At 31.6% G+C, this 25,283-nt stretch carries 18 protein-coding genes and 2 tRNA genes; 12 read left to right on the top strand and 8 right to left on the bottom strand.

The genetic code is table 11. From position 1 onward, the window contains the following. Position 1: 1 nt before the first annotated feature. Positions 2 to 76, bottom strand: a tRNA-Val gene (locus IW20_RS17460). 279 nt (positions 77 to 355) lie between these two features. Here IW20_RS17460 and IW20_RS17455 point away from each other — a divergent pair. Continuing rightward, positions 356 to 1,360, top strand: a complete 1,005-nt coding sequence (locus IW20_RS17455; RefSeq protein ID WP_035625233.1) for a ligand-binding sensor domain-containing protein — start codon at positions 356 to 358, stop codon at positions 1,358 to 1,360. Positions 1,361 to 1,438: 78 nt separating this feature from the next. On the opposite strand, the gene IW20_RS17450 is transcribed toward IW20_RS17455, so the two are convergent. Then, positions 1,439 to 1,516, bottom strand: a tRNA-Val gene (locus IW20_RS17450). 201 nt (positions 1,517 to 1,717) lie between these two features. Here IW20_RS17450 and IW20_RS17445 point away from each other — a divergent pair. Further along, positions 1,718 to 3,505 carry an ABC transporter ATP-binding protein gene (locus IW20_RS17445; protein ID WP_035625199.1) on the top strand — a complete coding sequence of 596 codons (1,788 nt, stop codon included), beginning with the start codon at positions 1,718 to 1,720 and terminating at the stop codon, positions 3,503 to 3,505. A gap of 116 nt (positions 3,506 to 3,621) precedes the next feature. On the opposite strand, the gene IW20_RS17440 is transcribed toward IW20_RS17445, so the two are convergent. Continuing rightward, the gene (locus tag IW20_RS17440) at positions 3,622 to 4,788 is read right to left on the bottom strand and encodes a proline dehydrogenase family protein (RefSeq protein ID WP_035625196.1); all 1,167 of its coding nucleotides are present in this window, start codon (positions 4,786 to 4,788) and stop codon (positions 3,622 to 3,624) included. A 181-nt stretch (positions 4,789 to 4,969) separates the two neighbouring features. Between IW20_RS17440 and IW20_RS17435 the strand changes: the two genes are divergently transcribed. From IW20_RS17435 to recQ, 7 genes are all read left to right on the top strand, one after another. Next, a complete protein-coding gene (locus IW20_RS17435) occupies positions 4,970 to 7,258 on the top strand; it encodes an O-antigen ligase family protein (protein WP_035625194.1) in 2,289 nt (762 codons plus the stop codon). Between the two features lie 267 nt (positions 7,259 to 7,525). Next, entirely contained in the window at positions 7,526 to 9,829 is a 2,304-nt protein-coding gene (locus tag IW20_RS17430) for an O-antigen ligase family protein (RefSeq protein ID WP_035625192.1), read from the top strand. A gap of 267 nt (positions 9,830 to 10,096) precedes the next feature. Further along, positions 10,097 to 11,164: a 3-dehydroquinate synthase gene (aroB, locus tag IW20_RS17425; RefSeq protein ID WP_035625230.1), complete on the top strand. Its 1,068-nt coding sequence runs from the start codon at positions 10,097 to 10,099 to the stop codon at positions 11,162 to 11,164. 294 nt (positions 11,165 to 11,458) lie between these two features. Further along, the gene (locus tag IW20_RS17420) at positions 11,459 to 12,862 is read left to right on the top strand and encodes a type III PLP-dependent enzyme domain-containing protein (RefSeq protein WP_035625190.1); all 1,404 of its coding nucleotides are present in this window, start codon (positions 11,459 to 11,461) and stop codon (positions 12,860 to 12,862) included. A 99-nt stretch (positions 12,863 to 12,961) separates the two neighbouring features. Continuing rightward, the gene (locus IW20_RS17415; RefSeq protein ID WP_035625188.1) at positions 12,962 to 13,930 is read left to right on the top strand and encodes a deoxyhypusine synthase family protein; all 969 of its coding nucleotides are present in this window, start codon (positions 12,962 to 12,964) and stop codon (positions 13,928 to 13,930) included. A gap of 9 nt (positions 13,931 to 13,939) precedes the next feature. Further along, the gene (locus IW20_RS17410; RefSeq protein WP_035625185.1) at positions 13,940 to 14,344 is read left to right on the top strand and encodes a hypothetical protein; all 405 of its coding nucleotides are present in this window, start codon (positions 13,940 to 13,942) and stop codon (positions 14,342 to 14,344) included. Positions 14,345 to 14,428: 84 nt separating this feature from the next. Continuing rightward, positions 14,429 to 16,540, top strand: a complete 2,112-nt coding sequence (gene recQ, locus IW20_RS17405) for a DNA helicase RecQ (RefSeq protein WP_035625183.1) — start codon at positions 14,429 to 14,431, stop codon at positions 16,538 to 16,540. Positions 16,541 to 17,037: 497 nt separating this feature from the next. Here recQ and IW20_RS17400 read toward each other — a convergent pair whose 3' ends face one another. The 4 genes from IW20_RS17400 to IW20_RS17385 all read right to left on the bottom strand — a co-directional run bounded on the left by IW20_RS17400 (position 17,038) and on the right by IW20_RS17385 (position 21,958). Further along, a complete protein-coding gene (locus tag IW20_RS17400) occupies positions 17,038 to 17,553 on the bottom strand; it encodes a DinB family protein (protein WP_035625181.1) in 516 nt (171 codons plus the stop codon). An 11-nt stretch (positions 17,554 to 17,564) separates the two neighbouring features. Continuing rightward, a complete protein-coding gene (locus IW20_RS17395) occupies positions 17,565 to 20,150 on the bottom strand; it encodes a phosphoenolpyruvate carboxylase (protein WP_035625177.1) in 2,586 nt (861 codons plus the stop codon). 96 nt (positions 20,151 to 20,246) lie between these two features. Further along, positions 20,247 to 20,726, bottom strand: coding sequence for an Lrp/AsnC family transcriptional regulator (locus tag IW20_RS17390; RefSeq protein ID WP_007805990.1), 480 nt, complete (start codon positions 20,724 to 20,726; stop codon positions 20,247 to 20,249). 77 nt (positions 20,727 to 20,803) lie between these two features. Next, positions 20,804 to 21,958 carry a M14 family metallopeptidase gene (locus IW20_RS17385; RefSeq protein WP_035625174.1) on the bottom strand — a complete coding sequence of 385 codons (1,155 nt, stop codon included), beginning with the start codon at positions 21,956 to 21,958 and terminating at the stop codon, positions 20,804 to 20,806. A 312-nt stretch (positions 21,959 to 22,270) separates the two neighbouring features. Between IW20_RS17385 and IW20_RS17380 the strand changes: the two genes are divergently transcribed. Next, positions 22,271 to 22,759: a helix-turn-helix domain-containing protein gene (locus IW20_RS17380; RefSeq protein ID WP_035625171.1), complete on the top strand. Its 489-nt coding sequence runs from the start codon at positions 22,271 to 22,273 to the stop codon at positions 22,757 to 22,759. Positions 22,760 to 23,049: 290 nt separating this feature from the next. Then, positions 23,050 to 23,649, top strand: a complete 600-nt coding sequence (locus IW20_RS17375; RefSeq protein ID WP_035625168.1) for a TlpA family protein disulfide reductase — start codon at positions 23,050 to 23,052, stop codon at positions 23,647 to 23,649. A 101-nt stretch (positions 23,650 to 23,750) separates the two neighbouring features. Here IW20_RS17375 and IW20_RS17370 read toward each other — a convergent pair whose 3' ends face one another. Beyond that, complete coding sequence (locus IW20_RS17370; RefSeq protein ID WP_035625166.1) at positions 23,751 to 24,302, bottom strand: 1-acyl-sn-glycerol-3-phosphate acyltransferase; 552 nt, start codon at positions 24,300 to 24,302, stop codon at positions 23,751 to 23,753. A 62-nt stretch (positions 24,303 to 24,364) separates the two neighbouring features. Here IW20_RS17370 and IW20_RS17365 point away from each other — a divergent pair, with 62 nt between their 5' ends. Beyond that, entirely contained in the window at positions 24,365 to 25,030 is a 666-nt protein-coding gene (locus IW20_RS17365) for a spermidine synthase (RefSeq protein ID WP_035625163.1), read from the top strand. Positions 25,031 to 25,283 lie beyond the last annotated feature (253 nt).

Below are 25,283 nucleotides of genomic sequence, written 5' to 3'. Positions count from 1 at the left end.
GTGGGCGATGAGGGGTTCGAACCCCCGACCCCCTCGGTGTAAACGAGGTGCTCTGAACCAGCTGAGCTAATCGCCCTATTTTACTAGGTTGCAATCGTTATCTGATTGCGAGTGCAAATATACAGCTAGATTTCGTATCTGCAAGCCTTTTTTTAAAATAATTTCAAAGTTTTTTCTCCAGATAGCCTGATTTACCCGTAAAGTTCTAAAGGCTATTGATTAAACTTTGTGAACCTTTTTGTATCTCAATAGATTTGTCTTAAAAGCTCAATCAATTGTAGCAAAAATATTTCTTATATTAACTAAATTAGCTATCCTTATAGGACACTACTCTACCATCAAACAGACATTAGAAATGAAACAAATTAAACTGACAGCTTTAATATTTGGGCTTCTCCTTTTCGGCTGCAATAAACTCAGCAAAGGAGAAGACAAAACAAACCTTTCAAAAGAAAATATCGAGTTCAAAACTAAGGACTCAATCACTTCACAAGTGCCTAATAGCATGGTTCGAAACATTAAACAAGATGCAAACGGACACATTTTAATAGCTTCTTACAACGGAGTGTTCCGATACGACGGAAAATCGTTTACTAATATAACTAGTAAAATAAATTTACCTAGCTTTTGGGATGTTCTAGAAGATCGAAAAGAAAACCTTTGGTTTGCCACCAAAGATTCAGGCGTTTATTATTATAATAAAAAGTCCTTTCAACATTTTACAACAAAAGAAGGACTTCCTAATAATCGGATTGTCTCTATTTATGAAGATAAAGCTGGTAATATTTGGTTCGCCACTGGCGGTGGAGCAAGCCGATACGATGGGAAATCATTTCGAAATTTTACAACTAAAGAAGGTCTTCCTAATAATGATCTTACTACTATTATGGAAGATAAAACCGGGAAATTGTGGTTTGGGACAAGAGGTAAAGCCTGTTACTATGATGGAAAATCATTTATCGTTTTTAAAGACAAAGAAGGTAAAGCATTTAACAACATTTGGTCGATAATCGAAGATAGAAAAGGTAATATTTGGCTCGGTCATAATGGTCTTTGGCGCTATGACGGCAGTACCTTCACTAAGGTGTCGCAAAGAGGTGCTTCAAATATAATCGAAGATAAGAAAGGAAACATCTGGACTACTGGTGCAGTAAAACCGAATGGAGATTGGACACTTTCCCGATATGATCAAAAGTACCTATACAATAAAAAGCCTACTGTAACCGAGATAATGTCACTAAAAGGAACAGGAATGCTTTGTGGGATTTTGGAGGCTAACGATGGAAGTATCTGGTTTGGATCTTTGAATGGAGTATATCGTTATGATGGAAAAACCATCACGGACTTTAAAAGCAAATAAGTCATTGAGTTCGCGTCTGCCAACTAAGTCGTTAAATCTAAATCATAAAAAAACTCCTTAATTTCTTAAGGAGTTTCTTGGTGGGCGATGAGGGGTTCGAACCCCCGACCCCCTCGGTGTAAACGAGGTGCTCTGAACCAGCTGAGCTAATCGCCCTATTTTACTAGGCTGCTATCGTTATCTGATTGCGAGTGCAAATATACAGCTAGATTTGGTATCTGCAAGTGTTTTTTTAAAATAATTTCAAAGTTATTTTTACCACCTTATTTTCCAATACTTTAATTACTTCACGAAATAGGACAATTCTTTTGTAGTAACTCGCTATAGTCATACATTTGCATTTATAAATACTATACAATGGCAAGATTCAAAGAAAATGATTTACCAAAATCAAAAATAACCGCTACTTCACTCAATAAAGCAACCATAATTTTTAAATACGCAGGAAAACACCAATGGAAATTTTATGTCGGATTGGTATTTTTACTCTTTACTGGAGCAACTGCCTTAGCCTTTCCTAAATTAATGGGAATGCTAATAGATTGTGTTAAAAACAAAGACAACTCCGAGGCTAATATGATTGCACTAGGATTAGTCGTTATTCTTTTTTTACAATCTATATGTTCATTCTTCAGATTATCATTATTTGTAAATTTTACCGAAAATACACTGGCAAATCTTCGTTCGGCACTTTACAGTAATTTAGTAAAGTTACCAATGTCGTTCTTCTCTCAAAAACGAGTAGGAGAATTAAATAGCCGCATAAGCGCCGATATTACTCAGATACAAGATACATTAACCTCTACAATTGCCGAGTTTTTACGTCAGTTTATATTAATTATAGGAGGAGTAATTTTATTGGCTACCGAGAGTTTAAAATTAACCTTATTAATGCTATCAGTTGTTCCGCTTGTAGCAGTTGCAGCAGTTATTTTTGGTCGCTTTATCCGTAAATACTCTAAGAAAGTACAAGATCAGGTTGCCGAAAGCCAGGTAATCGTTGAAGAAACCATGCAAGGAATTAGTATTGTAAAAGCTTTTGCTAACGAATGGTACGAAATTGCACGTTATAACGGAAAAATTAAAGAAGTTGTAAAACTAGCAATCAAAGGTGGTAAATACCGTGGTTACTTTGCTTCTTTTATCATTTTCTGTTTATTTGGAGCAATCGTAGCAGTAGTTTGGTATGGCGTACGATTGAGTATTGCTGGCGAAATGAGCGTAGGACAATTAATATCCTTTGTACTCTACTCTACTTTTGTTGGAGCTTCTTTTGGTGGAATCGCCGAATTATATGCTCAAATACAAAAAGCTATTGGAGCAACGGAACGAGTTTTTGAATTATTAGACGAACATCCTGAGAAAATAAACTCGCATCAAAATTCGACAGCAATCGAAAAAATACAAGGAAATGTTACTTTTAAGAATGTACAATTCAGTTATCCGTCAAGAAAAGAAATTACAGTTCTAAAAGATGTTAATTTCACTGCCAAATTCGGTCAGAAAATTGCAATTGTCGGACCAAGTGGAGCTGGAAAATCGACAATCTCATCTTTATTATTACGTTTTTATGACATCGATGCGGGAGAAATCATTGTAGATGGGAAAAACATCTACGATTACGATTTAGAAAACCTAAGAGGAAACATGAGTATAGTTCCTCAAGATGTAATTTTATTTGGTGGAACCATTAGAGAAAATATCGCTTACGGTAAGCCAGACGCAACCGAAGAAGAAATTTTAATAGCAGCCAAACAAGCCAATGCATTTAATTTTATCGAAAGTTTTCCTGAAAAATTCGATACTCTGGTTGGAGAAAGAGGTATTAAGCTTTCTGGTGGGCAACGCCAGCGTATAGCAATTGCACGTGCGTTGCTTAAAAACCCAAGTATCCTGATTCTTGATGAAGCAACATCATCATTAGACAGCGAAAGCGAAAAATTAGTTCAAGAAGCACTAGAAATTTTAATGCAAGGAAGAACAAGTATAATCATTGCTCATCGCCTTTCGACGATACGTAGTGCCGACCAAATCCTAGTTCTAGATAATGGTATTATTTCTGAACAAGGAACGCACCAGGAATTAATTGCTTTAGAAAACGGAACATATAAAAACTTAAGCAACCTACAATTTAGTAATTCGTAAATTCTAAATATCAAATTAGGAAAGTAAATTCCATAAAAAAACTCCAATGAAAATTGGAGTTTTTTTTATATAAACAGAGATTGCAAACTGCAACTGAAAACTGAGACCGAAATCTATTATCCTTTTCTTCTCTTACGCTCTGTTTTTAAAAGTTCAAGCTCTCTATTTGTTTGTCCAGCAACCGAAGTGTTTTCTTCCGCTCGACGGATAAGGTAAGGCATAACATCTTTTACAGGTCCAAATGGTAAGTATTTGGCAACATTATAACCATTTGCAGCAAGATTGTAACTAATGTTATCACTCATACCATATAATTGCCCAAAACAAATTCTGTGATCATTATGTGCAATTCCTCTTTGTTGCATTAATTGCATCAAAGTATAAGAACTGCTTTCGTTATGAGTTCCAGCAAAAATAGACATTGTTGCTAAATGCTCTAACATATATAAAACTGCAGCATCGTAATTAATATCTGTAGCTTCTTTAGATGCACAAATTGGAGTTGGGTAATTTTTCTCCTCAGCTCTTTTGTTTTCTTTTTCCATATAAGCACCACGAACCAGTTTCATACCAATGAAAAAACCTTCTGTTTTAGCTTGTTCATGTAATTTTTTCAAATAATCCAAACGATCCCAACGGTACATTTGTAATGTATTGAATATAATTGTTTTTTCTTTATTGTATTTACGCATCATATCAGTAACCAAATCATCAGCTGCATCTTGCATCCAACTTTCTTCAGCATCAATAAGCAAAGCCACATCATTTTTATGAGCTTCTTTACATACAATATCAAAACGTTCTATTACTCTATTCCACTCCGCTTGCTCAGCTGGGTTTAAAGTTTGTTTCTCTCCTAATTTCTCATACAATTCAAAACGACCTAAACCTGTTGGCTTAAAAACTGCAAACGGAATTGCTTCACGTTCTTTGGCAAATTCAATCGTTTTTAAAGTCATTTTTAAAGCAGCATCAAATTGCTCCTCTTCTTCTTTCCCTTCTACTGAATAATCTAATACTGAACAAACACCTTTAGTGTACATTTTGTCAACAACAGTAATACAATCGTCCTCATTTACACCACCACAAAAATGGTCGAAAACTGTAGCACGAATTAATTTTTCTACCGGCAAATTTGCTTTTAAAGCAAAGTTAGTTACAGCCGTTCCAATACGAACTAAAGGCTGATTAGCAATCATTTTAAAAAGAAAATAAGCTCTTTCAAGTTCTGTATCACTTTTTAACGAAAATGCAACTTGTGTATTATTAAATATTTTTTCCATTATTAGGGATTTTTTTGTGCAAATATAGAGAGAGTTTGAATACTTTTTTTGTTAAAAATGCATTATTTTATATCATTAAATGCTTAAAATAAATAAAATCAACGCAAAATTGTAAATTTTCACTTAATAAAAAAAGTTATATTTGTTAAAGAAAAAATATTAATCGATAAAATATTTCCTTATGGCAAATAATATTGACAAACAGAATATTTCAGACTCCGTTGTTATTTTTTTTATAATATTACTTTTACTCACCAATTTCCTGCCTCATCCTAAATCTATCGACCTACTTTACCCTCAGTTTTTATATCTATCGGTACTAAATTTAGCAATAGGATTGTACTTCTATTTTAATCCTAATGTCATTTCCATCGATACCTTTCCGTTATTAAAAAAGAGCTTTCTCTTAAAACTTTACCTCCTATTTATTATTCTTTGCGGCATATCTGTCATCAACACTAAAAACTCAACTTTAGTTTTAGAAAAAATAACAGAACTAATCATAGCTTTTTGTCTAGTCATTAATTTTACAGTTTTATTAAAAAACAGACTCGATTTATCTAATAAAATCATTTTTATTGTCGGCATTACAACCTTTTTGCAATCCTGTGTAGAAATATACAATTTAAAACTATTAGCTTCTCAAGGAACGCTATCATTTGGGCTTCAGAATATGGTAAAAACCACAGGAAACATTAATATTTTAGCTTCAAGCTTAACTATAAAAATTCCTTTTCTCCTACTCGGAATCACTACTTTTTCGGGTTACAAAAAATTATTTTCATACATCGCACTATTACTTACCATCACAACAATACTTCTTACTGCAGCAAGAGCAACGTTTATTAGTCTGTTTTTAATTTATATTGTTTACATAATCTTCTACCTAAAAAACAACTCAATTAACAAATCATCTTTAGCAACTTGTTTATCCTTCATTATTCCGATTATTATAGCTGTTTTTATTACCAATTTAGTCTTTGAAAAAGCTCAAAACGAAGATCGTTATATATCATTAGGAAACCGTGTAGAACAAATAAACCTAAAAGATGAATCTATTAAAACCAGAATAGCTATCTGGGGAAATTCGATACAATTAGCCAAAGAAAACCCATTTACAGGCGTTGGATTAGGAAATTACAAAGTAGAATCTATTCCGTACGAGAAAACATTAGACAATAATTCTTCCATTTCCCTACACTCTCATAATGATTTTCTAGAAGTTGCTGCCGAAACAGGAATTTTAAACGCCTTAATTTACCTGTCCATTTTTATTCTTATCACTTTTATCAATATAAAAAGAATATTTAAATCAGCTGAAACTAACCAGAGAACAATTGCTTTATTAACTCTGATGATGACGATTGTTTACGGAGTCGATTCTGCCATAAACTTCCCTATGTTTCGTCCAGCGATGCTAATTTTCTTGTGTTTAATTTTTGTATTAACAATCATTAATACTCCACCTCCGGCAAGTCTTGAATTTGAAACTAATAAAAGTAAATTATACTTAATTCTAATTATAGTAAGTACAATAACTAGTTATTTTGCTTATCTAGGATACAAAGCTTCAAATCTTGAATATCTAATTCAAAAAGATGTAGAAAGTTCATTTGCCACAAATAACTTAACTGGCGATGAACTACTTAAAAGAATACCAAAATATAAAAACACACTTAGTACAGCTGAATCATTTTACGAATATGTTGGTATTTATTATACAAATGAAAAAAGATACGACGAGGCATTAAAATATCTTTCGAAAGCTGATAAGATAAACCCACATTTCGGGAGAATCTATTTTTATAAAATGGTTATATCAAATGCAAAAGGAAATATAGACAGTGCATATATCTATGCAAAACAGGCTTTTTATTTACGTCCACGTAATGTGAATTTCTTAAAAATGGCTTCACAATTTGCACGTGCAAAAAACGATACTTCAGAGATATTTAAAGAACATAATCTATTTATTAAATACCGAAACATTCCCGAAGCATGGGGAATTACTGCTGAAGAACTACAAAAAAGTAACTACAACAGCACCAAATTACTTGGTTTTATAGACAAAGGCTTGCAATATCATCCCGCCGATACTCTTTTGACAAGACAGAAAAACAACATTTTAATACAAAAGTATACCAACGAGGGTCGGGATTTATTTCTTAAAAATGATTTAATCAAGAGCTTGGAATTATACCAGAAAGCACTAAAAATCGACCCAAATAATCCAGATACGATGCAAAATTTGGCCTTCTATTATTATAGTTTAGGTAAATATCAAGAAGCTAAATCATATTTTCTGGAAGCATTAAAACGCCGTGAGTTTAAATCAGGGCGTACAGAATTTTTTATAGGTAATTGTTATTTAAAGACTAATGAAAAAGATAATGCTTGCAAGTATTTTAGTATTTCAAAAGCCAAAAATTTCCCTGAAGCCCAACAAGCTTTAAGCCAAAATTGTAAATAACACAACATCATATATACTAGCCGTAAAAGAAAATAAAAGCACTTTTATATTTCGCATCACCTTTTTAACTGAAAACAAAGCTGCTTGTTATCGGATGCCTCTCTTCTTTTTAGCTTGAATTTTATTCAAATTAGAATAAAGGTTTGGATGCTTTTCAGTTAAAACTTCTTATTACCACCATTCATTAAAACACAAAAATCTTACAAAATAATAAATATTTAACAAGATTTTATTAACAAAAAAAGTATATTTGCAAAAATTCATATTATGTATAATATTCGAACAAACACAAACAAAGGAATCTCAATAATTCCTGACTACGTTGTTTATATATTTATTGCCCTTCTTTTAATTATTGATTATATACCAAATAATGGTTTTTTAATTTCTAATATTCAATACTTATACTTATCCGTTTTAAACTTTTTTATTGGGGTATATTTTTATGTAAACTCAAAAATGATTTCCAGCAATATAATTCCAATATTAAAAAGGAGTTACGTTACTAGAATTTATTTAGTTTTTTTATTAATCTGCGGATTATCTTTTATTACAGCTAGAAATACCTCTTTAGTCATAACAAGAATTACCGAATTAGTGATTGTTTTTTGTCTATTCATAAACCTTACTATCTTATTAAAAGATAAACTTCATCTTCTTTACAAAATTGTTATTATAATTTCTATTAGTGCTTTTCTTCAATCAGGATTGGCATTATACGATTTCACTCAATTATCCAGACATATCACTGCATCAAGCGCTTTAGGTCAAATCATTGGAAACACTGGAAACATAAATATATTTGCAGCTAGCTTAACAATTAAAGTTCCTTTTTTATTACTCGGAATCACTCATTTTGATGGGATTAAAAAGAACTTTTTATTTTTCACACTTTTTCTGGTAACCACTACGATTTTTTTAACTGCAGCAAGAGCATCACTACTTAATCTATTTTTGATCTTTGTGGTTTATATCCTTTTTTACTTAAAATCACATTCCTTTAATAAATCGAGTTTAATAAAAAGTTCCATCTTAATCATACCCGTATTAATTGCATTATTTGCTTCAAATCGTTCTTTAGAAAAAGCCAAAGATAATGACCGATATAAATCGGTAACAAACAGAATCACACAAATAAATACAGGTGACGCTTCCGTAAAAGCAAGATTCACCTATTGGGAAAATGCGATAAAAATTGCTCAGGAAAATCCTTTATTAGGAGTCGGATTAGGAAATTATCGCATAGAATCTATTCCTTATGAAAAATTTCAAGAAAATGATTTTAGCGTTTCATTAGATCCTCATAATGATTTCCTGGAGATTCTTGCAGAAACCGGAATACTAAATGGTTTGCTATATTTTTCTTTTTTTATATTTATTTTATTTGTCAATATAAAAAGATTGATAAAATCTACAGATAGTAATACCAAGACAGTTGCAGTACTTACACTAATGCTACTTATTGTTTACGGAAGTGATGCTTTCTTCAATTTCCCCATGTATAAACCAACAATGCAGCTGTTTTTCAGTTTACTATTAGCATTAACCGTAGTAAATACCCCTGCATTAATTAATCAAGATACAGACAAACCACTAAATATAAAACTATTACCATTTTTTATTGGCATTACAATTATCACTAGTTATTCAGCTTTAATAATTTACAAAGCTTCAAATCTTGAAGGCGAAATCATTAAAGATGATATTAATATGAACTTAAAAGGCGTTTTAACTGGTGATGAAATCATCGATAGAATGCCTAAATATCCTAATGTTTTTCTTACTTCAGAATCGTTTTATGAATACGCGGCAATATATTATATTCGAGAAAAAAATTACGAAAAAGCGCTGTCATGTTTTGCCAAAGCAAGCAAAATCAACCCTCACTCAGGTCGAATAAATTACTACAAGTATTATATATCTAAAGAAAAAGGAAACTTAGATAGTGCATATGTATATATTAAGGAAGCTTTTTATTTACGACCACGAAATGCATTCTTTTATAAATATTCGACAAACTTAGCAGCCGTACGCAAAGACACTCTTGAAATACTCAAAGAACATAAACTCTTTTCTACTTATAGAAAAATTCCTGAAGCATGGAGCATTCCTGCTACAGAATTACAAAGAACAAATTTTAATAAAAAGAGTTTAGTTCAATTTATAGACCAAGGATTAAAGGAAACACCAAATGATAGCACTTTAGGTAAAATGAAAAAAGATATTCTAGTAAAAAATTATATACTAGAAGGACAAATTTTACTATCACAATCAAAATTTGATAAATCGCTAGAATCATTTCAAAAAGCCTTAAAAATCGATTCTGAAAATTTCAGCCTAATACAAAGCATTGGCTTTAATTATTATTCCTCAGGAAAATATGAGCAGGCAATAAACTATTTTTTAAAAGCATTAAAATATCCTGAATCAAATAATGGATTAACAGAATATTATATTGGTATTTGCTATTTAAAGACAAATGACCTAGAAAATGCTTGTAAATATTTTAATTTATCCAAAGCCAAAAATTTCGTTCTAGCCCAACTCATGCTAAATAAAACATGCAAATAAGAACTAAGTTAATACACAATTATTAAAATCATTTGACATTAATAATTGTGTATTAGACTCCAACCAAAACACATAAAATATCGTAAATTATTAAAAAAGGCGAACTCTTTCATTTTACACATCAACCTTTTAACTAGGAATTGAGTTGTTAGTTATTGAATATTTTTCCTCTTATTCGTTTTAATTTTATGCAAATTAGAGAGAATGTTTGAATATTTTTTAGTTAAAAAAGCCTTATTTTTGCGCTTTCAATTAACTACAGAAAACATGCAATCAATTCAAGCCAATAATTACCCGATACATTTTAATCAAAATGCATACGAAGCTTTAAACAATCATTTAAAAGAAAATAAGTACTCAAACCTATTCATTATTGTAGATACTGACACAAATGAGTATTGTTTACCTAAATTTTTACCTTTATTAGAAACTGATTTAACAATCGAAATTATCGAGTTTGAATCGGGCGAAATCAATAAGAATATTGAAACTTGCATCGAAATATGGAAAGTTTTAACTGAGCTTGGAGCTGACAGAAAAACATTGGTTATTAATCTTGGTGGTGGCGTTGTTACCGATTTAGGTGGTTTTGTAGCATCTACATTTAAACGTGGAGTAGATTTTATTCATATACCAACTACATTATTATCTATGGTAGATGCATCTGTAGGTGGTAAAACTGGTGTAGACTTAGGGAATCTTAAAAACCAGATTGGCGTTATCAATGTTCCTAAAATGGTATTAATCGATACACAATATCTAGAAACTTTACCACAAAGTGAGATGCGTTCTGGTCTTGCCGAAATGCTAAAACACGGTTTAATATATGATGCAGCCTATTGGGATAAATTTTTAGACTTAAAAGCTATTGATTTTGCTGATCTAGACGAATTAATCTATCGTTCTGTAGAGATTAAAAACGAAATCGTAATGCAAGACCCTACTGAAAAACATATTCGTAAGGCTTTAAATTTCGGACATACATTAGGACATGCTATCGAAAGTTACTTTTTAGAGAATGAAAACAAGAAAACATTACTACATGGTGAAGCAATTGCTATTGGTATGATTCTGGAAAGTTACATTTCATTACACAAAAACTTAATTACAAAAGAGGAATATTCACAGATCAAATCAGCCATAAAATCTATTTATGATGATGTCATTATTGAAGAAAATGATATCGATCCTATCTTAGAATTACTAATTCATGATAAGAAAAATGAATACGGTTTAATCCAGTTTGCATTAATAGAAGGAATCGGGAAAATAAAAATCAATCAATCGGTTGAAAATGAATTAATTCTTGAGTCCTTCCAAGATTACAAATCTTAACGTTTTTTTTAATAAAAAAGCTTTGCTTTACGTATATAATATTTTTTACATTTGCAGCGTGAAAAAAAATCAAAAACAGAAACAATTCCGTTCATTCAAGAACCACGTCAATACTTCATTCCTGAGGATATTGAACCGTTTTTATAATATAAAAGGAAACTTTTGTTTTGACCTGTTCCAATGTACAAAAGCGGAACACGAGAAACTACAAATCGTGTTTGCAAATATTAGGGTTTGAATTTTAGATTATTTTATTGTTTACCACATAATTTAATTTAAAATACTCATATCTCAATGAATACAAAATATTCTGATTTAATCAATCAAACATATTACTTTCCTCAAGAGGAATTCACTTTAAACAAAGACAATCTTCATTTCCACAACATCGATTTGATGAAATTGGTAGAAAAATATGGTACGCCATTAAAATTTACTTATTTACCTCAAATTTCTAACAATATCAACAAAGCAAAAAGTTGGTTTAGAAAATCGATGGAAAAAAATAAATACGAAGCTAAATACTACTATTGCTATTGTACTAAAAGTTCTCATTTTGAATTTGTAATGAATGAAGCTTTCAAAAACAATATCCATATAGAAACTTCTTCTGCGTTTGATATCAATATCGCGGAAAATTTATTGGAAAACGGTAAGATTAACAAAAATACACATATTATATGTAATGGTTTTAAAAGAGACCAATACGTTACTAATATTGCAAGACTTATAAATAATGGTCATAAAAACACCATTCCGATTATTGATAATTACGAAGAGCTTGATTTGCTTCAAGCAGAAATAAAAGGTAAATTTAAAATCGGAATTAGAATTGCTGCCGAAGAAGAACCAAAATTTGAGTTCTATACTTCGAGATTAGGAATTGGATACAAAAACATTGTTCCTTTTTACAAAAAAGAGATCAAAGAAAATAAAAATTTAGAAGTGAAAATGCTACACTTCTTCATTAATACCGGTATCAACGACAATGCTTATTACTGGAATGAATTAGTAAAATGTATTAAAGTTTATGTAGCTCTAAAAAAGGAATGCCCTACTCTTGATGGCTTAAACATTGGAGGCGGATTCCCAATTAAGAATTCATTGGCTTTTGAGTACGATTACCAATATATGATTGACGAAATAATCAATCAAATTAAAATTGCTTGTGATGAGGCTGAAGTAGATGTTCCTAATATTTTTACCGAATTCGGTTCGTTTACTGTAGGTGAAAGTGGTGGAGCAATCTATCAGATTCTTTACCAAAAACAACAAAATGACAGAGAAAAATGGAATATGATTGATTCTTCTTTCATAACTACTTTACCTGACACTTGGGCAATCAACAAACGATTTATTATGCTGGCTGTAAACCGGTGGAATGATACTTACGAACGGGTTCTATTAGGCGGACTTACTTGTGATAGTGACGATTATTACAATTCAGAACAAAATATGAATGCCATTTACTTACCTAAATATAATAAAGAAAAACCTTTATATATTGGTTTCTTCAATACAGGAGCTTATCAGGAAACAATTGGTGGTTACGGAGGATTACATCACTGTTTAATCCCGCAACCAAAACACATTTTGATTGATAGAGACGAAAACGGATTTTTGGCTACCGAGGTATTTTCGGAAGAACAAACATCAGATCAAGTATTGAAGATATTAGGATACAGTAAAAAACAATAAAAAAAATCGCAAATTGTACCAAGTTTTTATAAAATTTATTAATTTGCATAATAATCTTTAAAGGTTTTAAAACCTTTAAATTCAAAAAAAAAGAAAAAAATGAAGGGACCAATTAGTCAGTTTATTGAAAAACATTATTTACACTTTAACTCTGCATCTTTAGTTGATGCTGCAAAAGCATACGAGCAACAATTGGCAAATGGAGCCAAAATGATGGTAAGTATGGCTGGAGCAATGAGTACTGCCGAAATTGGAAAGATTTTTGCCGAAATAATTCGTCAGGATAAGGTTCAAATCATTTCTTGTACAGGTGCAAATCTAGAAGAAGACATCATGAACTTAGTAGCACACTCTCATTATGAAAGAGTGCCTAACTATCGTGACTTAACACCTCAGGATGAGTGGGATTTATTAGAGAGAGGATTAAACAGAGTTACAGATACTTGTATCCCTGAGCACGAAGCATTCCGTCGTTTACAAAAACATATTTATAAAATATGGAAAGATGCAGATGACAAAGGAGAGCGTTATTTCCCTCATGAATTCATGTACAAAATGTTACTTTCTGGGGTATTAGAAGAATACTACGAAATTGACTTAAAAGATAGCTGGATGTATGCTGCAGCAGAGAAAAATTTACCTATTATTGTACCAGGATGGGAAGATAGCACAATGGGTAACATTTTCGCTTCATACGTAATCAAAGGTGACTTAAAAGCATCTACGATGAAATCTGGAATCGAATATATGGTTTTCTTATCAGATTGGTATCCTAAAAACAGCACTAACGGAATTGGATTTTTCCAAATTGGTGGTGGTATTGCTGGAGATTTCCCAATTTGTGTGGTACCAATGTTGTACCAAGATATGGAAATGCATGATGTTCCATTCTGGAGCTATTTCTGTCAAATTTCAGATTCAACAACCAGTTATGGTTCATACTCTGGAGCTGTTCCTAATGAAAAAATTACTTGGGGTAAATTAGATATTAAAACTCCAAAATTCATTATAGAGTCAGACGCTACAATTGTAGCACCGTTAATTTTTGCATATTTATTAGATTTATAGAATAACTTTATGAAAAGAGTAATAGTTGATTACGCTAAACTTACCAATGAAATTTTAAACTTATTAGTTGATAAATTTCCTGATGGTTATGATGATTCGGATGTTATCCGTTTTAGAAATGCTAAAAACGAATTGATAGAAGCCGTTGAAGTACGTACAGAAGATACTATCTATTTAGTAAAAATTAGTACTAAACTTGCTGATAGAATTGAAAATTACGACGAAGATGATGAAATCGATGCAGATGTTGATACAATCGAACCAATAAAAGGTCTTGATCTTGACGACGACGCTGCTGACGATGACGACGATGAAGATGAAAACTTAGACAAGCCAGATCTTGACGGAGATGACGACGATGAGGACAATGATAAAGATATCGCCGATGAGGATGATGACGAAGATGAGGATTAATTAATCTGAATATTTCAAAAATAAAAAAGGAACTCACTTACGAGTTCCTTTTTTATTTAGTAAATTACCTACAAATACAAGCCAATGAAAACAGAAATATTACACGCCAAGCTAAAGGAAAATTTTGGATTCGAAAAATTCAGACCAAATCAGGAAGATATTATAAATACAATACTTTCTGGTCGGGACACTTTAGCAATTATGCCCACTGGTGGAGGAAAATCAATCTGTTTTCAGCTACCGGCATTATTATTACCAGGAATTACAATCGTTATTTCTCCTCTTATTGCCTTGATGAAAGATCAAGTGGATAGCTTGAAAGCAAACGGAATTACTGCTTGTTTTATAAACAGCAGTCAATCTGAGCAAGAGCAGCAATTTTATATGGAAAGCCTAAAAACTAACACTATAAAATTGGTTTACATAGCTCCCGAAAGCTTATCTTATTTAGACATCATTTTCAATCAATTAACAGTAAGCTTAATAGCAATAGACGAAGCGCATTGTATATCGGCTTGGGGACATGATTTTCGCCCTGCATATACTAATTTAGGATATCTTAAAAATCGCTTCCCCTCTACTCCTGTCCTTGCCTTAACAGCAACTGCCGATAAAGCTACAAGAACTGACATTGTTCAACAATTAAATTTAAGCAACCCTAAAACAGTTGTAGCTTCTTTTGATAGAAAAAATTTAAGTCTTGAAGTACGTCCTGCTCTGGACAGAGTAAAACAAATCATTGATTTTATCGAAAAGAAACCTCATGAATCTGGAATTGTTTATTGCCTTAGCAGAAAAACTACCGAAGAACTCGCTCAAAAATTGCAAAAAAGAGGAATTAACGCCAAAGCTTATCATGCTGGTTTAGACAATAAATTGCGTTCTAAAACTCAGGATGATTTTATAAACGACGATTGCCAAGTTGTTTGCGCTACAATTGCTTTTGGTATGGGAATCGATAAATCGAATGTTCGTTGGGTTATTCATTACAATTTACCTAAAAATATTGAAGGTTATTATCAGGAAATCGGAAGAGCTGGTCGTGACGGTTTACCATCTGAAACTATTTTATTCGAGAGTTACAGCGATGTTATTCAGTTGCAAAAATTTGCTTCTGAAGGTTTAAACACCGAAGTTCAACTGGCAAAATTAGAACGTATGAAACAATATGCGGACGCTTTAAGCTGTCGCAGAAAAATATTGCTTTCTTATTTTGGCGAATTAGTAAACGAAAACTGTGGTAACTGTGATATTTGTAAAAACCCTCCTAAGTTTTTTGACGGAACTGTTATTGCCCAAAAAGGATTATCTGCAATTGCGCGTTTGCAAGAAAAAGAAACTCTGGCTGTAATTGTTGATTTTCTTAGAGGTTCTAAGAATGCACATATTTACGAAAATGAATACCAGAATTTAAAAACTTACGGAATTGGTGCCGATATTTCTTGGTATGATTGGAACCAATATTTAATCCAATTGATAAATTTAGGCTATTGCGAAATTGCTTTTCACCAACATAATAAAATCTTACTAACCCCTTTTGCCAAGAAAGTATTGTTTGAAGGAGAAAAAGTTCAGCTTACAACTGTAGTTAAGAAAGCTCTTGAAAAAGTTCAAATACAGGAAAAAGCGACTAAAGCTAAACCAAATTCTCTTTTTGAAATACTTAGACAACTGCGTTACAAAATCTCTAAAGAAGAAGAAGTTCCGGCTTATGTGATTTTTAGCGATGCTGTTTTAAGACAAATGGAACTATTACGCCCAATGAGTGATGATGAACTTATCGCAATAGATGGGGTCGGAAAAGCCAAACTAGAAAAGTATGGTTCTGACTTTGTAAATGCTATAATTGATTTTTTTAAGAGTAAAAAAACTCCAAAAGTGAAATCTAAAAAGGAAAGTAGCACATATAAAGTGACTCTAGAATTGTTTAAGGAAGGTATTTCTATTGAGGCTATTGCTGCAAAAAGAAAACTTGGTGTTTCGACAATTGCATCACATTTAGCAAAATTATATGTTGATGGGCATGATATTAATTTATCCGATTACGTTTCTGATGCCGAAGTTATCCAGATAAGAAAAGCACAAGTTAAGCTTGAAAACCCTGAAGCGCTAAAGTCATATTACGATTTTTTTGAAGAACAAATTTCATACGATAAGATACGTTTAGGTCTTGCTATTATCGAGAAGAATTATTAGAAGATGATTTTGATAACAAATTGCGCTCCAACGGTTAAAATCGTAGGCAATGCTCAATACAAACCTTTTGTCTAAACTCAAAACCAAGGAGGTAAGAAACCCTGAAAACAGCTCAAATTTATTTATTTTCCCTCTATTTTGTCATTTCGACGAAGGAGAAATCTCCGCAAAAAACTAACTCACAGTTTTTTCTTAAATTGGCGACTTACTCGTGAAGATTTCTCCTTCGTCGAAATGACAATGATTGTGGCAATTTTGCACAAAAACAAAGTTCGTTACAACCTTTGTTTTAAACTTTAATAAAAGTTACACTAAAACTTTAATAACAAAATCCTGCTAAAATCAAGGTGATCCTTAGCCCTGATGGGAACGGCATCCTTTTTATTTTTTCTTTAAAAATAAAAAGATACAGTGAACAGCAGGATTAGCTCCATAAAAAAATCCTGTGAATTATTACTCCACAGGATTTTTAATGTTTATTTATATAGCTTTATTAACTACAAATATCTTTCTTGAAAAACTTTTTGGTGATGTTTTTGGTGTCCAATAATCACAAAACCCAAAGCCCTAACCGAGATTTGATTGTTAGAAGCAGTTCCGATTCTCTTAAGTTGCTCTTCTGACAAACTCTTATAGAACAATAAATTTGAATGTCTTACTGCCGAAAACTCCGTTAATAAATCCTGAATACTTCTTCCGTTGGAGTTTGTATTATCTACATACTCATTTTCGTCAAAACTTGGTAATCCTGTTTTGTCGTTTCTAGAAAAACGTAATGCGCGATAAGCAAAAATACGTTCGGTGTCGATTACATGCTGAATGATTTCTTTGATTGTCCATTTCCCTTCGGCATAACGATAATCAAATTTATCCATTGGGATATTCTGAACAAACTTTATAAAATCATGTAAAGAGATTTCTAATTCTTCTATTAAATTTACATCTCCTGCTTCACGGACATAGGTTACAAATCCGCCTGAATATTCATTTTCTAATAATTGTGATCCTAACATATTAATTAAATTTAAGCTGAATTTCTACTTGCGTTTGTATTTCCGAAAAGCGAACGCGTTACTATTTTCTCATAAACTTTGATTAGGTCTTCATCGACTTTATCTTGCTTGTTCAATTCATTAATTCTTAATAAAGCATATTGTTGTATTGTTAACAATGGCAACACTATACGCTCTCTTATCTGAATTGATGCTTTACCATCAGGATAATTTTCCATTAATTCTTTATGACCTGCAATTTTCAATAACATGCGTTTTGTTTCTGAAAATTCATCATAGATAATTTGCCAAAACTCTCCAAATTCAGGGTCTTTTCTCATGTAAGCTGTTAATGGCAAAAATGATTTTGCCAATGACATCATACTGTTTTCCAACAAGGTTTTAAAGAATAGTGAATTATCGTATAGATTCTGAACTTTTTCCCATTGACCTGTTTCTTCAAAATGTTTTAAAGCAGAACCTACCCCAAAGAACCCTGGTACATTTTGTTTTAACTGACTCCAAGAACCAACAAATGGTATAGCACGCAAATCGGCAAAATCTAAGTGCTCTGACTTGCTTCTTTTTGATGGTCGGCTACCAATATTTGTTTTAGAGTAATATTTCAGGGTACTCATTTTTTCCAGATACGGAATAAACTTAGGATGATTTTTAAAGCTTAAATACTCTTTATATCCTAGTTCTGCTAGCTGATCTAATATATCTTTTTCATCACCTGTCAACTCATTTTTACCTTTACTAAATACCTGATTTGTAACTCCAGCACTTAATAAATTCTCTAAATTATAACGACAAGAATCTAATGTTCCGAAATTTGAGCTAATTGTTTGCCCTTGTATGGTGATCTGGATTTCGTTATTCTCGATTTTTGGACCTAATGACGCATAAAATTTATGTGTTTTTCCTCCTCCACGAGCTGGCGGCCCACCACGTCCGTCAAAGAAAATAGCTTTAATTCCGTATTTTCTTGAGATTTCTGTAAGGGCTTCTTTGGCTCTGTATATACTCCAGTTTGCCATTAAATATCCTCCATCTTTTGTACCATCTGAGAATCCCAACATTATAGTCTGCTTGTTTCCTCTTTCTATTAGGTGTTTTGCATATTCTGGATTTGTATACAATTGCTCCATAATTTTATGGGCATTTTGTAAATCATCAACAGATTCAAAAAGTGGGATAATATCAACCGTTGGGTTTTCCCAGTTGTTTAATCTAATCAAAGCAAATGTCTCCATTACATTCAGCGCACTTTCGTTATTACTGATTATATAGCGATTTGCTCCATACTCTCCATTATTCTCTTGTATGGTTTTAATAGCCTGAATGGACTCTACTGTTGATTTTGTTATTTCATTTTCAAACACATTAGGATTAAGATCTCCTTTTACTTTTGAAAGGATTGCTATCTTTTCATTCTCTGATAAATCATAATAATTAGCAGGAAATACCGTTGAGTTAGACTTTAGGTAATAGGACACAACATCTTTAAAAACAGCATCATGTATTTTACTATTCTGACGAATATCTAGTGTTGCAAAATAAAAACCAAACAAGTTAATCTTGATAAGCAACGCCTCTAATTCATCTAAATATAATGATTGATGTTTCTCTATAATTATATCTTTTATCTTGTTTAATTGTGTTTTAAACTCATCTAAAGTGATGTAAATTTCTCCTTTAGAATAAAAAACGGAACGATATAATTTATACTCTAAATCCGAAACTAATGTATCTACTCCCGCAAAAGTCAATTTTCTTTTTAGGTTTCGTATCTCAACATAATAACATTTTAAGATAGATGTTCTTAAACGTTCTGCAACTTTTAGTGTAATTGCCGTGGTTACAAACGGGTTTCCGTCACGGTCTCCTCCTGGCCAAAACCCTAGTTTTATCAATGGATTTTGAATTGATTTTCCGTGAAAGATATTTCTTTGAAGATAATGTACTATTTCGCCCGAAGTTTCATAAAATACGTTCTCTAAGTACCAAATTAAACTTACTGCTTCATCATAAGGATTAGGCTTTTCGTTTTGTATAAATGGTGTTTTTCCTAATTGAGCAAGTAATTTCTTGATTTTAAGCAAATCATTTGCACGAATAGCATCGGTTAAATCATTGATAATACCTAATACTGGCCCTGGATAAAATTGTGTAGGATGCGCAGTTAAAACGGTACGAACATTAAAATCTTCAAGAAACTCTATTAAATCATCTTCCTTTTCTTTAGCATCTGATTTCTCTTTTATATCTCGAAGCGATCCTCTTCCTTCCATATTGTTTACAGTAGGAAATGCTGCGTCTTCTATAGCATCAAACAATACGATTTGACGCTCGATATATTGAATAAATCGAAACATTAAGTCGATTTTATCTTTCTCTGAAGCATCATTTAAATACTTTCCTGAGAAAAAATTCACAATTTCTTTAGGTGTTTCTTGTTTTTTGAAGCCTGTTTCACAAACTTCGGTAAATAAAGGAAGTAAAACACCAGTATTATCAATAGAGTCGAATGGTAAAGTAATGAAGACACTATTATAAATATGGTATTTAGAAAGAACGTCTTGGTTAAAACGTTCAATTTTGGGAAGCGTATACATAATGTGTTATAGTTGGTTGGTGGTTAATAGTTAATTTTTCATAAAAAAACCCCAAGAAAAACTTGAGGTTATATTTAATATAGCATTCAAGGTCAATTACATATTTTTAAAAATAGTATGCATCAAACGCTTCTTATCATTAATACTTTCTTCTAACGAAATCATAGTTTCTGTTCTGTAAACTCCTTCGATATCATCAATCATAAAGATAACTTCTTTAGCATGTTTCGTGTCTTTTGCTCTTATTTTACAGAAAATATTGAATTTTCCTGTAGTTACAGAAGCAACTGTTACGAATGGAATTTGATTAATACGCTCTAAAACAAACTTTGTTTGAGACGTATTATTCAAGAAAACACCTACATAAGCTATAAATGAATATCCTAATTTATCATAATCCAAGGCTAATGAAGATCCCATTATTATTCCGGCATCTTCCATTTTTTTCACCCTTACATGTACTGTTCCTGCAGATATCAATAATTTTTTTGCAATGTCAGTAAACGGTACTCTTGTGTTGTCTATCAACATGTCTAAAATCTGGTGATCTACTTCATCCAAACGAAATTTACTCATAATTCTTTAATTAATATTACTAATTGCTATTACAAAGTATAAAAATATATATAAAAAATAACAAAATGACAAAAAAACTAACTTTTTATCAATCCATTAACAAATTTTATGTTTTTATCTAAATAAAAATCTGCTTTCTGACTTGTTTTCGGAATATTATTAAAATCATCAGTATATTCTGCTCCTTTAGCATCATATTCAAAATGACCGTAATAATTTTCTAATTCACCAACTTCGGTAATGTAAGCAGTGAAACAAATTTTATTTTCAATCAATTCTTCTTTGTATTGTGCGGCAAAATTCGTGATTATTTCAATACCATCATAATTTATTTTGATGTTTTTATACATAAAATCATAAAAAACGACTTTATTTTGTGAAATATTCAAATATTTATTAATTCCATTGACAACTATATCGTTTTCGCTTAGTGCTTTAAATCCAGCAACTAGAGCAAAAAAGATATACTTTCTTGTTACTTCTCTTTCGTAATCATTAGGAAAATGTCCCGCTTCAAACAAAATTGTTGGCACTCCTAAATACTGAAATGTATCTCCAATACAGTTTATATTAAACGAATCATCAAAACGCCCTACTTGCCCCGGTATATACTGTTGCAAAACATCATTCATAACAGCAATCAAATCTATTGCCTTTGCGCGCGACTCATTTATCTCTCTTTCTTCATTATATGCAGGCGCCAGAAACGAAACCGTAGCAGGCTTCCCTGTATCTCCTGCGCCAAAAATAGTACGCTGATCATGCAGGTTATAACAATAATGAGGTTTAAATTCCTCAAAAGCCGCTCTTAATACATTACTTTCTGGCTGCGTTAGCTGTTGTGAGTCACGATTTAAATCGACTTTATTAGCGTTTTCTCGGGTATATAACTTCGCTCCATCAGGATTTAGTATAGGAATACTATAAAAAGTAAAAGATTCTAGCATTTTATTTGCAAAATCTGAACCGCTATTCAAGACATTAATAAAGTCAAACAAGGCTTTTGTAGTCGTACTTTCGTTTCCGTGCATTTGCGACCAAAGGTAAATTCGTGTTTTACCAGACCCAATTTGGTAACTATATATGGGTTGATCTAAAACCGATTTACCAATAATCTTAACTTGATTATTAGTATTTAATTTCTCTAATAAAGGAGTAATTGCATCTAGCGTAAGATACCTTCCTTGAATACTTTGTTCTTTATGTAAGCTAAATAATTCTTCTAAATTCATGTCGTATTGTTTGGTTTACAAAAGTAAACATCTTTATTTTTACAATTGTAAACAATGAGAAATTGCCATAATCTACATTTGTAAACGCTTATTTTCTCAAAATAACCCCAATTTTCACCGTTTTTAATGACATTTGTTACTTACTTACAAAACAATATTTACCTTATTAAATACTAGATACTTAATATAGATTACATAAAGTTAAATCCGCGCTAAAACAACTATAATTAGGCTATTTACAATTGTATAATTGGTGTTTCAGTATATTTTAATTACATTTGTAAACCATCTTAATTTAAAACACAATTTACAATGGTAAACATCGAGGATTTTATAAAAAGATTGGAAACCATTCTGGATTATTATGGTTTAAATGCTTCTTCTTTTGCAGACAAAATTGGAGTACAACGCTCTAGTATGTCTCACCTACTTTCTGGCAGAAACAAACCTAGCTTAGATTTTATTTTAAAAATTATTGAGATTTTTCCCGATGTAGATTTGTATTGGGTATTGAACGGAAAAGGTTCTTTTCCTAAAAATGAAAATATCGAAGTTGTTACAAATTCGGTTCCGGAAGAAATTGAAAAACCCATCACTCCTATTTTTCCAAATAAAAATTTTATCCCCGAAGATTTATTCTTAGAGATTGAAAGTCCAACGGAAAAAAAGATAATTGAAAAAAATACTCCCGAAATAAAAAACGTAATTCCTAATTCTTCTCCTTCTTATTCTTCTTCTGAAGAAATAGAGAAGATTGTACTTTTTTATAAAAACGGAACTTTCAAAATTTACACTCCTTAAAAACAAGCAAGCTCTTTTTTAAATTGTACGGCATTTTGGTATAACCAATCCTATTCTTACATATTGCTTTTTGTCGCAATTTGTTCCTTTTATTTGTTGTTTACCTATTTTATTCGTAATATTGATATAGTTCACTAAGATGATATTCTAACAAACAATACTTCAATATCATATATTTAAATTACCGTTTAAATAAGATGCACATATTTATAACAGCTAAATATGTTTTGTAATGAAAATATTTTACAAGTATTTGATTCTACATTTTCAACCAAAAAAATAACCAGCTTATGAGGAAAAAAATTCTTCTTGCCGTGTGGTTTTCATTTCTTTTCGGTGCTATCTTAGTTTTGTTCTGGCAAAATGAATATAAGTACAGCCTCCCTACGCCTGTCCCAAAAAATTATCATGATGTTGCTATCGGTACTCACATCAATCTAGGAAAGCAGTTTGCTACAAAAAACAAACCTGTTTTCATTCACTTTTTTAATCCCGATTGTCCATGTTCCCGTTTTAACGTGCCACATGTAAGTACGCTAATAAAAAAATATGGTGATAAGATTAATTTCAATATCGTAGTTGTAAACAAAGTGAAAAATTTCACTACAGAAGAGATTCAAAATAAATTTGATTCTAAGGTTCCTGTTTTCTTTGATAGTGCGATTGCCGATAAATGCGGTGTGTTCTCTACACCTCAAGCAATTCTTATTGATGCTTCCCAAAATTTATATTATCGAGGAAATTATAACAAGACAAGATATTGTACCGATGCCAATACTAATTATGCACAAATGGCAATTGATTCTTTATTAAACCAAAACAACAAACCTTCTTTTGATGCTTTGGCTCTTAAAGCTTATGGATGCTCATTACCTAAATGCACTAAATAATTCAAGACTTGCCAGTAAATAAAAAAACACAATTTCCTATACCTCTAAAGAAAATTGTGCTTTTTTTTATATTCTAAAATAAAACTCTTAGAACATTTTTTTTATAATTGAAATCCGTTTTCTGGAATTTTCCCCACTACGCCTTTATAATGCTGTTTTAAAATTTCCATATCTTCTTCATAATTTCCTGTCGGATAAAATGGTTTTCCGAGATTAACCTCTTTTTTGCCCCAATCAAAAGCCACAGGAACAATAGGCACGTTTGCTTTTAGAGCAATATAATAAAATCCTGTTCTAACCTCCGAAACTTTTTTACGAGTTCCTTCGGGAGCAACCGCCAATCTAAAAATTTCTTTCCTATCAAAAATAGCAGCAATCGAATCTACTTTATTCAAACCTCCTGATCTATCCAACGGCTCTCCTCCTGCACTTCTAAAATAATATCCAAAAGGAAATCTGAATAATTCTTTCTTTCCAACCCAATTCATTTCTAATCCGGAAATACCTCGGGTAAAAATTCCTAAATAAAAATCATGGTTACTTGTATGCGGCATTACCATCAGCACACATTTTTTAACCTCAGCATTTTCAATCCCTACAATTTTCCATCCCATCAACTTCAGAAAGATGAATTTATATAATTGTTTCTTCATTATTTTATTTTAACCTGCAAAATAAATAATTTAAATCTTAAATTTGGTAAAAACGCATACGAATGATTAAGAAAATGTTCAGTTACCTTGTTCCTATAAAAATATTTGAAAAAAAATCTGCACGCAGTAAAGCAATCGAAGTTACTTGGGCAAACGGAGAATTAGTCCTAGATTCCGAAAACACTAATTACTCTTACGGAAGTTTGCAACGGATCCTGAGATATGGTTTAAAAAATATTGGTTTCGAAAAGATAACTTCTATGAAACACATATTGCTTCTTGGCGTTGCCGGAGGAAGTGTTATAAAAACACTGGTCGATGAAATAAAATACAAAGGCAAAATTACTGGAGTCGAAATTGATCCCGAAATGATTCAGGTAGCTAATAAATATTTTAAATTAAATAAAATAAAACAACTCGAAGTTATTATTGATGATGCCTTTGAATTTGTTTTAAAAACGAATAAAAAATATGACCTGATAATAATCGATGTTTTTGAAGATACTACGATGCCAAATTTTTTATTTGAAAGTTTCTTTAGTAATAGAGTTTGTGGTCTTTTAAAAAATAATGGCTTTGTACTTTTCAATACTATGATTCTGGATGAAAAGCATAATATCAGAAACCAAAAATATGTTTCTGAAATAAACTATAATCAACATACCGTAAAAATGCTCCCTCGAATCGAAGAGCACAATGAATTGATCATTATCGAAAAACTAGCTTAACGGTAATTTCCTTTAACGAATTATTTATTGCCTGCAAAGGAACGCTGATTAAGCAGATTCGCTAAAGCGAAAACACGGATTAAAACGGATTTTTAAAAATAATCTCAATTCCGAAGTTTCGATACGGGAGAAAATCCGTTTTTAATCCGCGTTCCTTTTGCAAACTTTTTAGATAGAATATTTAAAAAACGTTGGCGCAATTAGTTTTAACACATAGAAACATAGATTTCATGTATAAAAAAGGGAGCAAAAA

It is taken from the genome of Flavobacterium hydatis, assembly GCF_000737695.1.
Lineage (GTDB): Bacteria > Bacteroidota > Bacteroidia > Flavobacteriales > Flavobacteriaceae > Flavobacterium > Flavobacterium hydatis.
Note: the sequence above shows the minus strand (reverse complement) of the source record. Positions and strands in the feature narration are given on the sequence as shown.